Origin of the sequence: Paenibacillus sp. NPDC056933 (genome assembly GCF_042674385.1) — a bacterium.
Taxonomy (GTDB): Bacteria; Bacillota; Bacilli; order Paenibacillales; family Paenibacillaceae; genus Paenibacillus.
The window spans coordinates 772,124-787,858 of record NZ_JBHUQN010000001.1 but is presented as its reverse complement, the minus strand read 5'-3'; the positions used below and the strand labels follow the sequence as shown (position 1 = coordinate 787,858).

General features: G+C 48.4%; 15 protein-coding genes. 8 read left to right on the top strand and 7 right to left on the bottom strand.

Going from position 1 to position 15,735, the window contains the following annotated elements; genetic code table 11:
- Window positions 1–56: 56 nt before the first annotated feature.
- Window positions 57–1,346 carry an ammonium transporter gene (locus ACFTRD_RS03425; protein WP_379377741.1) on the bottom strand — a complete coding sequence of 430 codons (1,290 nt, stop codon included), beginning with the start codon at window positions 1,344–1,346 and terminating at the stop codon, window positions 57–59.
- Complete coding sequence (locus tag ACFTRD_RS03420; RefSeq protein WP_379377740.1) at window positions 1,343–1,762, bottom strand: hypothetical protein; 420 nt, start codon at window positions 1,760–1,762, stop codon at window positions 1,343–1,345. Before ACFTRD_RS03420 ends, ACFTRD_RS03425 begins: the two co-directional genes overlap by 4 nt.
- Before the next feature lie 280 nt (window positions 1,763–2,042).
- On the opposite strand from ACFTRD_RS03420, the gene ACFTRD_RS03415 reads away from it, so the two are divergent.
- Window positions 2,043–2,366 (top strand): DinB family protein, encoded by a 324-nt coding sequence (locus tag ACFTRD_RS03415; protein WP_379377739.1) that lies wholly within the window; start codon window positions 2,043–2,045, stop codon window positions 2,364–2,366.
- Complete coding sequence (locus tag ACFTRD_RS03410; protein WP_379381156.1) at window positions 2,258–2,539, top strand: DinB family protein; 282 nt, start codon at window positions 2,258–2,260, stop codon at window positions 2,537–2,539. The genes ACFTRD_RS03415 and ACFTRD_RS03410 overlap by 109 nt, the downstream gene beginning before the upstream one ends.
- Window positions 2,540–2,628: 89 nt before the next feature.
- Here ACFTRD_RS03410 and ACFTRD_RS03405 read toward each other — a convergent pair whose 3' ends face one another.
- Together ACFTRD_RS03405 and ACFTRD_RS03400 are read right to left on the bottom strand one after the other, a co-directional pair.
- Complete coding sequence (locus tag ACFTRD_RS03405) at window positions 2,629–3,132, bottom strand: GNAT family N-acetyltransferase (protein WP_379377738.1); 504 nt, start codon at window positions 3,130–3,132, stop codon at window positions 2,629–2,631.
- 175 nt (window positions 3,133–3,307) lie between these two features.
- Window positions 3,308–4,414 (bottom strand): M23 family metallopeptidase, encoded by a 1,107-nt coding sequence (locus ACFTRD_RS03400; protein WP_379377737.1) that lies wholly within the window; start codon window positions 4,412–4,414, stop codon window positions 3,308–3,310.
- A 215-nt stretch (window positions 4,415–4,629) separates the two neighbouring features.
- Here ACFTRD_RS03400 and ACFTRD_RS03395 point away from each other — a divergent pair, with 215 nt between their 5' ends.
- The 3 genes from ACFTRD_RS03395 to thrS all read left to right on the top strand — a co-directional run bounded on the left by ACFTRD_RS03395 (window position 4,630) and on the right by thrS (window position 9,605).
- Window positions 4,630–5,397 carry a response regulator transcription factor gene (locus tag ACFTRD_RS03395; RefSeq protein ID WP_379377736.1) on the top strand — a complete coding sequence of 256 codons (768 nt, stop codon included), beginning with the start codon at window positions 4,630–4,632 and terminating at the stop codon, window positions 5,395–5,397.
- Window positions 5,394–7,154: a sensor histidine kinase gene (locus ACFTRD_RS03390; protein ID WP_379377735.1), complete on the top strand. Its 1,761-nt coding sequence runs from the start codon at window positions 5,394–5,396 to the stop codon at window positions 7,152–7,154. The genes ACFTRD_RS03395 and ACFTRD_RS03390 overlap by 4 nt, the downstream gene beginning before the upstream one ends.
- Window positions 7,155–7,628: 474 nt before the next feature.
- The gene (gene thrS / locus ACFTRD_RS03385; protein WP_379377734.1) at window positions 7,629–9,605 is read left to right on the top strand and encodes a threonine--tRNA ligase; all 1,977 of its coding nucleotides are present in this window, start codon (window positions 7,629–7,631) and stop codon (window positions 9,603–9,605) included.
- A gap of 136 nt (window positions 9,606–9,741) precedes the next feature.
- Here thrS and ACFTRD_RS03380 read toward each other — a convergent pair whose 3' ends face one another.
- The gene (locus ACFTRD_RS03380) at window positions 9,742–10,605 is read right to left on the bottom strand and encodes an SDR family oxidoreductase (RefSeq protein ID WP_379377733.1); all 864 of its coding nucleotides are present in this window, start codon (window positions 10,603–10,605) and stop codon (window positions 9,742–9,744) included.
- A gap of 130 nt (window positions 10,606–10,735) precedes the next feature.
- Here ACFTRD_RS03380 and ACFTRD_RS03375 point away from each other — a divergent pair, with 130 nt between their 5' ends.
- Together ACFTRD_RS03375 and ACFTRD_RS03370 are read left to right on the top strand one after the other, a co-directional pair.
- On the top strand, window positions 10,736–11,242 hold the full coding sequence (locus tag ACFTRD_RS03375) for a hypothetical protein (protein WP_379377732.1): 507 nt from the start codon (window positions 10,736–10,738) through the stop codon (window positions 11,240–11,242).
- A 76-nt stretch (window positions 11,243–11,318) separates the two neighbouring features.
- A complete protein-coding gene (locus ACFTRD_RS03370; RefSeq protein ID WP_379377731.1) occupies window positions 11,319–12,050 on the top strand; it encodes an MBL fold metallo-hydrolase in 732 nt (243 codons plus the stop codon).
- 154 nt (window positions 12,051–12,204) lie between these two features.
- On the opposite strand, the gene ACFTRD_RS03365 is transcribed toward ACFTRD_RS03370, so the two are convergent.
- The gene (locus ACFTRD_RS03365) at window positions 12,205–13,398 is read right to left on the bottom strand and encodes a PQQ-dependent sugar dehydrogenase (protein WP_379377730.1); all 1,194 of its coding nucleotides are present in this window, start codon (window positions 13,396–13,398) and stop codon (window positions 12,205–12,207) included.
- A gap of 252 nt (window positions 13,399–13,650) precedes the next feature.
- Between ACFTRD_RS03365 and ACFTRD_RS03360 the strand changes: the two genes are divergently transcribed.
- The gene (locus ACFTRD_RS03360; protein WP_379377729.1) at window positions 13,651–14,742 is read left to right on the top strand and encodes a M24 family metallopeptidase; all 1,092 of its coding nucleotides are present in this window, start codon (window positions 13,651–13,653) and stop codon (window positions 14,740–14,742) included.
- 148 nt (window positions 14,743–14,890) lie between these two features.
- On the opposite strand, the gene ACFTRD_RS03355 is transcribed toward ACFTRD_RS03360, so the two are convergent.
- Entirely contained in the window at window positions 14,891–15,574 is a 684-nt protein-coding gene (locus tag ACFTRD_RS03355) for a queuosine precursor transporter (protein ID WP_379377728.1), read from the bottom strand.
- Window positions 15,575–15,735 lie beyond the last annotated feature (161 nt).

Sequence of the window (15,735 nt, the reverse complement as noted above, 5' to 3'; positions counted from 1 at the left end):
CGAAAAAAGAGACTGACATCCGCTGTCAGCCCTTTTATTATCTATTCCATTCATTCTTAATGGTGTCGATCCGGTGACTCATCCTGGAAAGCCCGAATATGCTCCTCGCCATCCAGGAATTCATGCGACTGGTGGGCGGCCATTACACCATGGTAACTAATGTCCAGACCCAGATCCTCCTCTTCTTCTGTGGAACGGACAGGAACAATCTTGCCGATCAGCTTCAGTCCGATCCAGGTCATAACAAATCCCCAGACGACCAGAGCCGTGAGTCCGAGCGCCTGAACACCCAGCAGCCTCCAGCCTCCTCCCGTGAACAAGCCACCATCGGTTGCAAATAAACCTACGGCAATCGTTCCCCACATCCCGGATACGGCATGAACAGGAAACGCGCCTACCGGATCATCAATCTGCCTGCGGTCCAGCCAATTCGTTGCAGCCATCATGAGCAACCCGGATACTGCACCGATGAATATCGCCGCTGCATCACCGACGAATGCACAACCCGCAGTAATGCCGACCAAACCGGCAAGCGAGCCATTAATGACCGATGGTGCATCCGAACGATTGAAACGGAACAAGGTGTACAGCAGCGTAACCGCACCGCCCGAAGCTGCAGATAACATCGTAACGATGGCTATGTGACCGATTCTTACATCTGTCGCACTGAGCGTACTTCCTGCATTGAAGCCAAACCAGCCGAACCACAGCAGAAATGCACCTACAGACGCTAGCGGCAGATTACTCGGAAGCGCGATCGCACTCACGCCAAGCGGCGTGTATTTACCTTTCCGCGGCCCAATAATGATCGCAGCGGCGAGTGCCGAGAATCCGCCCAATGCGTGAATGACAGCGGAACCGGCGAAATCCTGCATGCCCAGCTTGCTGAGCCAGCCGCCGCCCCATGCCCAGTGTCCACCAATCGGATAAATAATCGCCGTCATCAATATGATGTACAGCAGATAGGCTCGAAAGTTAATTCGCTCAGCCACAGCACCCGATACGATGGAAATAACAGCAATGGTAAACGCCGCCTGGAACAGCCAGAATGTTTCCAAGGATACGGGCACATCCAAGTGAGACAGGTCACCATTCAGGAAAAATCCCGTTATCCCTACAAAACCTCCAGCATCGGAGCCATACATCAAGCCAAATCCGATGGCATAGAAAAGCAATGTTCCAATCGTAATGTCAGCAAAAACCTTCATAATAATATTCACGCTATTTTTATAACGTACAAATCCAGCCTCCAGCAGGGCGAATCCGCCCTCCATCAACAAAATCATGGCTGCACTCAGTACGACCCAGACCGTATCAATCCCGGAGCTTAACGTCTCCAAAGTCATGCTTGTACATCCTCCGTTTCCCTAAGCTGTCTGATTTCCCGGATGGTTTCGGGCGTAAGCTCGATTTCGTCCCGTTCAATACTGTCCGGATGCTTGATTCGTTCGGCAATGCGATCCAGTTCTCGGATCCGCCGTCGAATCTGCTCCATTTTGCGAAAACGTTCCTTCACCTGAACCATATATTCCACCGCCTGGTGATGGGATGCGGGTCGTCCTGCGAACCATTTGCGTACGGTAGACAAGGATTGATATGCCACTTCTTCCGCACGTTTTTTTTGCTCGAATTGTTCGATTTTATGTTTGAGTGTTTCGATCTCGTTTTCTTTTTTGACCTTGAGCTGTTGGATAAGGTACAATAAATCGGACGATGATATTTGCAATGCTGTATGATGATACACCTCGTCAATTACTAACATATCATGTCAGGACTCCTCACATATCGAGTTACTTGTTATCGATTATAGAGTCCAGCAGCACTAAGCGTCAATCCTTTTTTGGCGATGCCAATAGTTGAATCTGGTTTGTTTTTGATAAATCGCCTTAGTCCCACATTATATCTTCTTATAACAAAGGAAATTAAACATATTTTCACATTCGCCTTTCATGCCCTCTATGATATATCAAACATCCACATTTTAGGTACTGTACATACACAAGCTGACATCATAAAACTCATAAAAAGGAGAGGATGGTACGATGTTCACTCGTAATGACGACATACGTAGTCAAATCTGGGAAGCCGTCTCTGGACTCAATGAAGAACAATTGAACCTCAATCCCACACCCGAACGCTGGAGTATCATGCAAGTGCTCCGTCATCTGAATTTAATGGAAAGCTTGATTGTGAAGCAATGCCGCACCGCACTGGAGAAAGAACAGACCGTTTCTGTGGACAAAAAGCCGAGCTTACCCTGGATCGCAGCCACTCTGTCAGCGCCCCCACTCATCTCCAGCCACCTGCCGAACCGGAAGCACTGGCACATGTTCGCGAAGATCTGGAAGAATCTCATCAAGCACTAAGCGACTTTGCTCTGGATCATGATCCTGATCTGCTGCGGAGCAAGTCCTTTCCTCATCCAGTTTTTGGTGAGATGGATCTGGCTCAGTGGATTGATTTTGCAAGTTATCATGAAGAACGTCATCTGGCGCAGATTCAGCATATTAAACAAAGGCTGGGCGTATCGCGTACCTAAGCCACCGGAACATTTTGTTCAATGTAGGCCAAAAAACCTCCAATCCACGTACTGTGGATTCGGAGGTTTTCATTTGTTTTGATACTTTGTTATATTTTTTTGCCCAAAATCGCCAAATCCCGGTTGACACCATCCAGCACAGCCACTTCAGGGTAATACCCCCACTGTTCAAAGCCATGCTTCCGCAGTAATCCCAGACTTGGTTCATTATGTCCAAACACAAAGCCCAGAATCGTCTTGATTCCAAGCGCAGGACAAGCGGCAAAAATCGTGTTCAGCAAACGTCCACCAGCCCCAATTCCCCGGCATTGCTGATCCACATACACGCTGACTTCCACCGTTTCATTGTACGCAGGACGTCCATAAAACGAACTCAGGCTGGCCCAGGCTACAACCCGCCCCTCATGCCTCATCACCCAGAGCGGGCGATGATCTGATGAATGCTCCTCAAACCACGGAATACGCTGGTCTACAGTCACCGGCTCCAAATCCGCCGTCACCATCCGGCTCTCAATCGTGGAATTATAGATTTCCACAATCCTTGGCAAGTCCTCACGGCGCGCATACTCTATCTGCACACTATCCAGCTTCATGTCTACTCCTCCATCATACAGATCGATTCTATCTATCTTATGACGGTATTATAACGGAGGAAGGAAGTCGTCGTCATCCCCCAAACGCTCTGTTGGAATAAATGCTGACCTGGTGGCCCGAACCAACCTATCCTGTGCGAAGCCTGGTTTCGCTCGATCCCTTGGCACCTGATACTTATGACTCTGGCAATGCCTGAATGGTATTTCCGCGGGTTAACTGCTGGCTTTGATCCGCCCAACGAATGTTGATGGAACGGGCTGTGAACAGATCGGGGCCGTCCGATACCTGGAAGTGCAGATGCGCTTCACTGGAGTTCCCCGAGTTGCCCAGCTCTCCAATAAGATCCCCCTGCTTGACTTTATCCCCTTTTTTAACGGCTACACTTCCCTTTTTTATGTGTGCTGTAATGCTATATTCGTCCTGACCATGGTCAATGATCACATAATTCCCCGCTGGCTCTTCCGGATTCATAACGCCTGGTGTGTTGTCTGGAATGTCATTTTTGATTTCGACAACTGTTCCATCCGCTGCAGCATAGAGTGGCTCACCAAAAGCATAGTAGCTTGCATTCACCTTGGCATCTCCGTTGAAACTGAAAGACTCTTTGGTTCGAACGATATCCAGCGCATAGCGCTGTGTTTCATGCTCGTAATGATAGTTCGACATCACATCATTGCCTCCCCAGAACACATACCATTCACCCTTTAAAGGGAAATGGAATTCGGTTTTGGTGAACTTTTGATCTGTATCCTCATGGCTCTCCAGTGGCTTGGTCAACATACCATCAATCTGATTGGCTTCGGTAAAATAGGCTTGAATCCCTTTTGTTCCTGTTTGATCCTTCCAGGCGAACTCGGTCAAATTGTTCATTTCAGCCGCGAACACTTGATCCAGGGAAGTTACTCCCTCTAAAAACTCGTCTGCAGTCGTTTGGAACTGTTCAAATGTGATCGCTTCCTTCATTTGCGGACTAAACTGACGGTAAATTTCTTCCTTGGAACCTTTCATCAGGGTATCAACAAAATTGTCGGGGGTAACCATTGCACTCGCTTCTGAACCGGAATTTTGTTCCGTAGAAGTGCTCTCACCCTCTTTATTGGTATTGGATGTCTGTTCGGCTGACTGCTTCTCCCCCTCCTCGGATGTAATCGAGTTATCGTTACCGCAGGCAGACAATATCACACAGGCACCGAGAGCAATTGCAAGCAGCTTCCAGCCCTTTCTGCTTTGTAATTTGTTATTTGAAGCTTGCTCTGAATTCAGCTGACTTTCCCTGTTCATTCTCGACACCCCTTCTATTGATCGTTATACTTTCCAGTTAAGTGTACAGAATGAATCTTATCCTTCGTCTAACCCTTCCTTACTTGTAGTTAAATTGTGACAGCTTCCGTTGGCTCATAATTAAGATTCCGTTAAGATATCTCACACGCCAAACTGTTCTTATGGATGGTATGATTGCACTATCACAAAGGAAGCCCAGGAGGTCATTACACATCATGGATCACGTCTCCATTCTGCTAGTAGATGATGAACAAGCTATTTTACATATGCTCAAAACCGTTTTGCTCAAAGAACAATTTGTTGACATTGACACCGTCACGACTGGAGAAGAAGCCATTACCGCCTGCGAAAATAAAACCTATCATTGCATCGTACTCGACATCATGCTTCCTGGTAAAAGCGGACTGGAAATCTGTCCTTTTCTGCGACAAGTGACCGATGCACCTATTCTTTTTCTGACCGCAAAAACAACCGATTATGACAAGTTAACCGGATTCGCCGTTGGCGGCGACGACTATGTCGCCAAACCTTTTAATCCACTGGAAGTGGTGGCCCGGATCAAATCGCTGCTAAAACGTTATTTGCCTGCCAAAATGGCCACAACTACAATTGCGAATCCACCCACTTCTGACGCAACTTCGTCATCTCCTGCTGTGCAGGAAGGGGTATATGATTTTGGTCGCTTTCAACTCTTGGAACACGCCGGTGAACTTCGAGTGGAAGGACAAGGGGTGCCGTGCCCAGCTCTTGTTTATCAGTTGCTGTTGTTCTTCTGTAAGCATCCCAATCGCATTTTCACCAAATCGGAATTGTACGAGCGGGTATGGGGCTCGGAAGCGATCAGCGATGACAACACCGTAATGGTTCATATCCACCGTATTCGTGAGCGAATTGAAGCCGATCCTTCGAATCCCGTCTTTCTTGTGAATGTCCGGGGATTGGGTTACAAGCTCATTCAGCCAGAAAAAGCGCTTCGTCCATGAGTATTCGTCGCAAATTGATGACCCGGTTTGTCGGGATGCTTGCCGGTATAGTTGTGCTTATTATCCTGTTGGGTTCTGCGGCTACCTATTGGGTCGTTCAAAGGATAAATGAAGTAAGCCTGGTGGATGACTTCGCTACAAGCGGACTGGACCAATTAATCAATACCGCAGAAATGATGCCCGATGGCACGGTACGTTATGATCCCAAGCTGTTGGAACAGGTTAAACATAATCAGGGATGGTTGCAGGTTCTGGATACGAAGGGCTTCGTTATTGACGACTTTAATACACCACCCGATGTGCCAAAACATTACAACGCTGGTGAGTTGATCGCTTATTGGGAAGCCAAAAAGCCCTTCCCCTACCAAATCATCATACAGATTCGGGAGAAGGATGGACAGAATTTCACCTTGCTGTACGGTGAGCGTAATCAGGCCAAATCCTTGCTTGATCAGGCCCATCATAACAGTTATTACACAAATGGAGAGCTTGTTCTTCAGCCGAAACAACAGAATGCCATTCGTTCCAAAAGCGCCTATCTGCAAATTTTGGATGCTTACGGCCAGGAACTGGCTTCCTTTAACAAACCGGTCATGGATGTTCCCGATCGCTATGACATTCAGGAACTGGTTTTGCGTATTCGTTATCCCAATCGATATGGCATATCGACTGCAACCTTTTATGATGAACAGAAAGGTACAACCTGGATGATGAGCATACCTGTAGACACCTCTGCATCGGGAGATGAGAACCCATATCGATTCATTTTGGCGCCAGCTCTCATTGTGCTGCTCCTGGCCGTTGTCATTTTAATTAGCCTGCTCGCCTTCTGGTATGCCAATCGTTTCGGTTCCCCGATGCTGCATATGCTTCAATGGCTCCAGCGACTGGAGAAGGGACATTATGAAGAACCCACAGGAGTGGGCGGAACACCTCGCAGCCAGCGGCGAAATGGAAAGTGGAAGCGCAAATATCGTGTATATGCTGAGGTACTTCACTCCATCCAGGCATTATCCGCTACCTTGAAACAAGATGAAGAGCTTCGCAGACAGACCGAGTCTTTGCGTGAGGAATGGATCGCCGGTATAACACATGACCTCAAAACCCCCCTGTCCTCCATTCAGGGCTACGCTCACATGCTTGAAGCCGAGAAATACAGTTGGTCCACCGAAGATGTGAGGGAATTTGCCAGCATTATGCTGGACAAATCAATGTACATGGACCGACTGGTGAACGACCTGGCAATGACCTATCGGCTGCGGAGCGGTGGATATCAGCCACTTGTGGAAGAAACAGACGTAAATACGCTGCTGCGGAATCTTGTTCAGCGCGCTGAGCGCAACCCGGCTTACGGTGAGGGACGCATCCAGTTTCGACCAGCTGCTGTCCCGGTGTACGGTCATGTGCATATCCCGTCATTTGAACGAATTGTAGATAATCTCACTGCCAACGCCTTGCTGCACAATCCTCCGAACACGACTCTGATTGTAAGCGTGCATCCTGGTGAGCAGGCAGGTAAGTTCAGTGTTCATTTCGCCGATGATGGACAAGGAATGGACTCGGAGACAGTGTGGAAGCTGTTTGAGCGTTATTACCGAGGGACGGATACAGGTACGACCGATGTTGGATCAGGCCTCGGCATGGCGGTTACGAAAGGCTTAATTGAAGCAATGAAGGGTCGTATTGAAGTACAATCCACTTCTGGTGAGGGTACCGTCATTCGGTTAATATGGGATGGAAAATCAGAACATGTGTAAAAACATTCCGCTTGACCTTTTCATTTTCAATCTATATAATCGACACTCAATAACACCTGTTCCCATATATTGATATAGACTTCAACGATTTAAAATAAATTCAAGTGATATCGACTTTGCATATTTGGCGATGACCAGAGACAAGATTCCGTTTGCGTGCTGCCCAGAGAGAGAAGGGATTGGTGAAACCTTCTTCAGCGAACGGACCGGAATTACCCCTCTGCAGCCGTGACCTCGAACCTTAGCATTTCGGTCTTCTTCCTGAATTCCGACAAAGCTGTCAGTAGAGCTCACCGCCTGATCCCCGATAACGGATTCCAATGAGGGTTATGATGTTTCTTGCTTGCGGCGGCTGGTCGTGTTCAGGAGTATTCATAACCAAATTAGGGTGGAACCACGAGCTGAGCGCACTCGTCCCTTTTCCGGGACGGGTGTTTTTTGCGCTTCAAATTTGAGTATTGGAGAGTGGTCCACATGAGTAATCCGAATAAAAACAGCCCATCCAGCAACCCATCGAATGAGCAACAGCAACCTAAAAATCCGATTGAAATTCGCCTGCAAGGCGGAGCTGTACGTTCTTACGACGCAGGCATTACTGTCGGAGCGGTCGCTTCATCCATCAGCACAAGTCTGGGCAAACAGGCCATTGGCGGTATAGTAGATGGCAAGAATGTCGATCTCGATTGGGAGCTGAAACAAAACTGCGAACTCGTCATCGTTACACTGGACAGCGCGGAAGGTCTGTATCGTTACCGACACAGCACAGCTCATGTACTCGCACAGGCTCTCAAACGCATCTACGGTGCGGAACAAGTGAAATTGGGCATCGGGCCTGTCATTGAAGATGGATTCTATTACGATGTTGATCTGGAGCATGCCCTGTCCATTAGTGATCTGGCTGGCATTGAGCATGAAATGAACAAAATTATAAAAGAAAATGAAAAGATTAGCCGCCGGGTGGTTAGCCGGGAAGAAGCCCTCCGCATCTTCGGAGAGATTCAGGACCCGTATAAACTCGAACTTATTCAGGATTTGCCAGAGGATGCCGAGCTTTCGATTTATGATCAAGGAGAGTTTTTCGACCTGTGTCGCGGTCCCCATCTCCCGTCCACTGGCCGAATCAAGGCATTCAAGCTGCTGAATGTGGCTGGTGCGTACTGGCGGGGCAGCTCGGATAATAAAATGCTGCAACGCATCTACGGCACTGCTTTCCCGAGTAAATCCCAACTGGATGAACATCTGCACATGCTCGAAGAAGCGAAGAAACGGGATCACCGCAAACTGGGCAAAGAACTTGAACTGTTCATGTTCTCCGAAGAAGCACCCGGCATGCCCTTCTATCTGCCCAAAGGCATGACTGTCCGTACAGAACTGGAGCAATTCTCCCGTGAGTTGCAGTTACATGAAGGCTATCAGGAAGTTCGGACTCCCCTCATGATGAACAACCGTCTTTGGGAGCAATCCGGTCACTGGGACCACTATAAGGACAACATGTATTTCTCCGAAGTGGATGATGCCACTTTTGCACTGAAACCGATGAACTGCCCCGGGCATATGATGATTTTCAAAAATACACTCCACTCCTATCGCGAGCTTCCGATTCGAATGATGGAATTCGGTCAGGTTCATCGCCATGAATTCTCTGGAGCCCTGAACGGCATGATGCGGGTACGGACTTTCTGCCAGGATGATGCGCATCTCTATGTGATGCCAGAACAGATTGAGGATGAGATCAATCAGGCGATCTCATTGATTGGACGCATGTACGACATCTTTGGATTCGAGTACAAAATCGAACTGTCCACTCGCCCGGACGATTCCATGGGATCGGAAGAGCTGTGGGATCAGGCAGAACGTGCACTGCAAAATGTACTTGATCGGCGCGGTGTGAAATACCGCATTAACGAGGGTGACGGTGCTTTTTACGGTCCGAAAATCGACTTTCACATTCTCGATGCACTGAAGCGCAGCTGGCAGTGCGGAACAATTCAGCTCGATTTTCAAATGCCCGAGAAGTTCGATCTCACTTATATTGGCGAGGATAGCCTGAAACACCGTCCAGTCGTGATCCACCGTGCCATCTATGGTTCAATTGATCGTTTCATCGGTATTCTGACTGAACATTATGCCGGTGCGTTTCCACTCTGGCTCGCGCCCGTGCAAGTGAAGCTGCTGCCAGTGTCGGATCATTACGCAGACTATGCACTTCAAGTACAGAGCCAGCTGCGGGCTGCCGGCATTCGGGTAGAAACAGACTTGCGCAGTGAGAAGCTCGGCTACAAAATCCGTGAAGCCCAGATGGAAAAGGTACCTTACTCGCTCGTACTCGGGGAAAATGAGAAAAATGCCTCATCCGCCTCTGTCCGTGCATACGGTCAGGGCGATCAGGGCATTCAGCGGATAGAAGCATTTATTGAGCTGATTCAGCAGGCCGTGAAGGCCAAAGCCTGAGCGGATCGATCAGACATTAGCTGTAAGCTGTAGTCTAATCCGATCGTAAAAACAGACAGTCTGAGGTGGAAGGGGCTTCTTCGCTTCTAATTTGTGACTTCATTGTGGGCAGCCCCTTCTGCATTGAATTTCGCAATTACAATTTTTCTTCGGGTCTGAGTCCGACTTGCTCTTCGCTCCATGTCCAGAAACGCTCCGCGGCTGAATCATCTTGAGCATGAGCTTTCAGTTGCTGTTCCTTCTGCTGATAGAAGTAACGTCCAGTTACCCCTGCGACTTCTGGACTTGTCGCGAGATAGATAGCCGTTTGCGCTCCTTCTTCAGGAGAGAGAAAAAAGGGCAGCTTGCCCGCCAAAGCCATAATACGTGTGCCAAACCCGGTATTGCGATCTACGCCAATACTTGTGCCAACCGCACCGGGATGCAAGCAGTTCACCGTAATCCGGGTATCCGCCAATTTACGGGCCAGAGCACGGGTGAACAACACATTGGCCAGCTTAGATTGGGCATAACTTTTAATTGGATTGTAGCCTTTGTGCAGATGGGGATCTTCAAAATGGATTTTGCCGGCTTTGTAAGCACCTGACGAAACATTCACAATGCGCCCCTGCTTCGCAGCCTTCAAAGGTTCGATCAGGAGTAAGGTAAGCAGAAAATGTCCAAGATGGTTAATGCCGATGCTCTGCTCGAAACCGTCCGAGGTTTCCTGGCGCTTCAACATGACGACGCCTGCATTATTAACGAGAACGTCGAGTGTGCCGTAACGCTCACGGAAAGATTGAGCAAAATGACGGATGTTTTCCAGGGATCCCAGGTCACACAGCATCAGTTCAATGGAAGAAGAACCGGACTGCCGCAATGCCTCCTCCAGAGCCTGCTGTCCGCGTTTCTCGCTGCGGCACGCCATAATTACGCGATATCCTCGCCTTGCAAGTTCAATGGTAGTTGCCAGACCCATTCCTGAGTTGGCTCCCGTAACAATTGCTGTTGGAATGGACATCAGGTACTTCCTTTCTTGAACCAAAGGTTCTTCCTATTTTGGGACAATCGTCTTCTTGTTTTCTAAGCACTGCTGCCGTCAATATGAGATAATTGAAAGATCACATATTGGTCTTAGAGGGAGGATACGTATGTTAACCAAAGAAGACTTCAAGAAACTGAAAAAAGAAGCGAAACATGAGATTGCACTGATCGAGCAGGAAGTTCAACATCTCCAGCGAAACGATAAAGAGATCGGTGAGCTTATCCAAAAACGGAAAGAACGAAAATATAGTTCATGGACGATTGAATTATGCACCATTATTGAAGACCTGCTGAATCATCTATACCAACAAACGTACCAAAAGAAGTTTAATTCGATCCAGTTGATGAAAAATCCTGCATACCGTTCGTTATCCAATATCGAAATCCTTCAGGCTGAATTGAAAAGTCATCACCTTTCCTTGAAATCGGGAGAGGAGAACGTTGAACAAGAAATAGCCAAAGTGTTTCAACTTAGAAATAAACTTATTCATTCCAACTTTTCTTATGCTTCCATCATCAGAGAGAATCACGATGCGCAACAAGAGTTTGAATTCATCCTGGATACAGTGAAGAAATATAGAAAATACTTGAAATATAATCAGCCAGAGAATTAACGAATGCATAATATTATTGCAAAATGGAAAATGGTCCTACACGAGGAGGTGCTCCGGATTCGATCCGGAAACATATATGAACAATCAATCCATGGATATTACGATTCTACATCTTCATATTGTCACACCTGCGGGGAAAAACCCGATCTACCCTGTCATGTTGCGCGATGAAGATGGCGTTACGCTTGTGGATACAGGCATGATTGGCCAATTCGCCGAGCTTCAGTCCGCACTGGAGCATGAAAGCGTTCAGTTGTCTGATATCAAGCGCATTATTTTAACACATTCCGATATAGACCACATGGGTAACCTTGGTGCCCTTGTAAGTGCTGTTCCAGATGTGGAAATCTGGGCGCATAGCGATGAAATTCCGTATATCACAGGCAAACAGCCCATGATCAAATTCACTCCGGAACGCAAGGCGTTGCTGCCTGCACCCGTAGCGGAGCTGGCGGAACAATTGATCTCACAACGGACTGAGTTCAACATTTCCAAAGTATTAGAGGACGGTGACATGCTGCCTCTACAAGGCGGTATTCAGGTCATTCATACACCAGGGCACACCCCAGGGCATATCTGCCTGTACATCCGGGAGCAACAGTTCTTGCTTGCTGCCGATGAATTACGTGTGGTCGATGATGAATTGGTGGGTCCTGCTCCACCCGCGACACCGGACATGCCTGAAGCACTGCGCAGCTTGCAGAGGCTTCTCGGCCTGAAGCTGAAGAAAGTGCTTTGTTATCATGGTGGTGAGTACACCGATGAGCCCGGTCGGCGCATCGCCGAACTCGCGGAAAGCGCCGACTAATTGGTACGTGCGACTAAGTTATATTTAATTAAATAATGAAGCGAAGGGGCTGTCCCATACGTCATGAATGAATATGGCGGGACAACCCCTTTTCTATTTTGATAATCACGAGGGCATGTTCGATTAATACAATCTTTTTCACCCTAATCTACTCTCAACTCTGCGGCGAAAGAACAATCAATTGATCATCTCCATCACGCGGAGAGCCACGTCCATCCCGGTTATTCGTCAGCACATATAACTTCCCGTCTTCCCCGGCAGTTACATTGCGAATACGCCCCCACTTGTCTTCAAAAATCGGTTCCACCTGCGTTACTTGTGTGCCATCCTCTGACAACGTAATTTTGAGCAACTGCTCGCCCCGCAGATTGGCAGCAAGCAGTGATCCAGCCCATGGTCCTTCCTCTATAAAGGATACACCCGAAGGAGCCCATGTTTCATTTCCACTATGGGCAAGCGGGGCCTGATATGTGCCATTGTCATCATCGTCTCCCTCCACTTCAGGCCAGCCATAATTCTCGCCAGCTTCAATCCGGTTGACTTCATCAAAATTACGCTGTCCATGCTCTGTGGCATACAGATAGCCACTGTCCGGGTTCCAGGCCAGTCCCTGTGCATTCCGATGTCCCATACTGTAGATCGGTGAATCCGGCCACGGGTTATCTTCTGGGATCGATCCGTCGAGACCAATCCGCAATATTTTGCCACCCAAGCTGTCTTTGTTCTGGGCCAGCTCCGGTTCATATCGTTCACCTGTCGTAATATAGAGCAGATTGTCCGGGCCAATCTTGATTCGCCCTCCATTGTGATTCATCCCGCCAGGAATGTTACTGAGCAGCTCTTTGTCTATAGTCGCCTTCCCATCACTCACCTTCAAGCGCAATACCCGATTGGCAATGTCCTCGCCTTCAAGATAGGAATGGTATGCATACAGGTAGCCATTATTGTCAAAGTTCGGATCAGCAGCAAGGCCGAGCAAGCCACCTTCCCCTTCTTCATTAAACGGAGCAGCAAATTCAATCAGCGGTTCAGGTGACAGCTCTCCATCCTCGATTACCCGAATGGTGCCAGGTCGCTCCGTTACAAACATTCGCCCATCAGGCACACTAACCAACTCCCAGGGCACATGGAGTCCGTCGACCAGCACGGAAGCCTCGTAAGGAATTACAGCATTTTCGTCTGTTTCCTCTTCCCCACCACTCGCACCGTTATTGCCACCTTCCGTTGTCTGCTCCTGACCTGCCCCGGTCTGCTGCGATTCTGTCGTCGGGTCAGCCGAAGCACATGCAGTTAGCAAAGCTATACTGAGTAACGAAGCATACAACGGAACGCTTAGTCGATTATTCATGAATATATCTCCCTTCTAATGTCGTTGTTATATCGTGTAATCCCAGTTTCAAGAACTGTCCAATCCATAGTAAGTAAATAAGCGAGCAAGTAAGCAACCCTACGCGGTTTCGCCCTGTATTACCCTTCCCTTCTGCCACTTAAACGGAGAATTAAAGCTATTTTCCAGGCATCACGGTCTCCCATTTGGAATTCCCCGATATTCTTCTATAATAGAAAGATAGAACGAACTGAAAGGTGGATGTATACACTCATGAATCAAACTCCTTTATCCCGGCTGGAAGCGGGTCTGTCTACACAAGGATTGGACGCCATGCTAATTACAGATCCGAAACATATTTACTATTTAACAGGTTTTGCAAGCAATCCGCATGAGCGTTTCCTCGGGCTTGTTCTCGCACGCGGTGAAGAGCCGCTGTTGATCGTGCCTGCACTCGACGAGGAGGCTGCCGCAGCCGCTTCTTCGGTATCCAACATCGCCACGCATACAGATACGGACAATCCTTACGCCTTATTTGAGCGCTATCAGGGGCGTCTGGGCCGCGTAGGTCTCGAAAAAGAATACGTGACGGTCGCACGTTATGAACAGTTGACCGCCGCGCTGGGCGCTGCCAACTTTGAAGATGTCGGTCCTCTGCTTCGCACCTTGCGTGTGAAAAAAACACCGGATGAAGTCGCTCGTATTCGCCACGCCATCCATCTGATCGAAGAGACACTTCGTCAGGGACTTTCCCACGTTCGTACAGGCGTTACCGAGATTGAACTGGTTGCCGAGATGGAATATCAGATGAAAAAACTGGGTGCAGACGGTCCTTCCTTCGATACCATGGTACTCACTGGGCCAAAAACAGGTCTGCCACATGGCACACCGGGGGACCGCAAGCTCCAACACGGGGATCTGTTGATGTTTGATATGGGTGTATACGCGGGTGGGTATGCATCGGATATTACGCGCACATTTGCCTTTGGTGACATTTCACCTGAACTCCAAACGATCTACAATACTGTGCTCGAAGCAAACGAAGCTGCCATTCGCGCAGTTAAACCTGGCGTTACTTGTGCGGAGATTGACCGTGCTGCACGTCAGGTTACGGAAGAAGCCGGGTATGGCGAGCGCTTCCTGCACAGAGTCGGGCATGGATTGGGTATTGACGTGCATGAGTATCCTTCCCTGCATGGGCAGAACATGGACATTCTGGAGGAAGGTACGGTATTTACGATTGAGCCTGGCGTATATGTAACCGGCGCAGGCGGTGTACGTATCGAGGATGATGTACTTGTGACAGAAACTGGCGTTGAGGTGCTGACGTCCTATCCGAAAGAGCTGCAAATCCTGACGGACTAATCCTTTTTGGGATCAGGCCCCTCGCGATTCGGTTTTCCTGAAGAAAATAGGGTGCCATAACCAAAAGTCCCGCAAAACCATGAAAGCATGGTTTTGCGGGACTTTTGTGTTTGGATTCAGCATTATGCGGACAGACTTACCTGCGAATCTAGGCTTCATCCTTGAATTTAAAGCTTCGTGCAGCATATAGAAACGGCGTTCCTACCGCGGTCAATACAAATTTGATCACGTACGTCGTCAGGAAAATTTCAAGCCAGACATCCCATGGATAAATGAACGCAAAAGCGATTGTGCAGAATACCAGCGTATCCACAAACGAACTGATAATCGAGCTGCCGTTGGTACGTATCCACAACTGATTGCGCCCTGGCGCCACCTTGCGCAGCCAGCTGTACAGTCGCACATCCAGGAACTGACTGATGAAATAGGCTGACAGACTTCCGAGTGCCAGACGTGGCAGCAGACCAAACAGCTTCACCATCGACTCCTGTGCAAAGTCCGTCGATGCGGGCTCAAAGAACAACACCATCTGCATCAGAACTGTCGTCATGATCAATGTGAAGAACCCGAACCATACGGCTTTACGTGCCTCACCTGGTCCATACTTCTCATTGAGCAGATCACTGGTCAGGTACATGCTGACATACATCGTATTGCCCAGCGTCAGAACGATACCCATAATATCTATCGTTTTGGTCACCTGTATGTTGGCAATGACTGTTGCCACACCGATCCAGGCATAAAGACCTTTTTTACCGAACAAGCGGTAACACAACAGAAAAAAGCCATACGTTACGAGAACAAAAAGCGCTCCCCATCCTAAATTAAACACGAATAATACACTGCCTTCCTAGTTTTGATTACGCGGGATGGTTACGAACCGCGGTTTGGCTCCGGGCCAAAACATGAATACTCTATCACATTTCTTCATGGTTGAACAGCACTAAATAACTCCAACTTGTTCTTCGATGCAAAAAACCGCCCTCCGGGTTA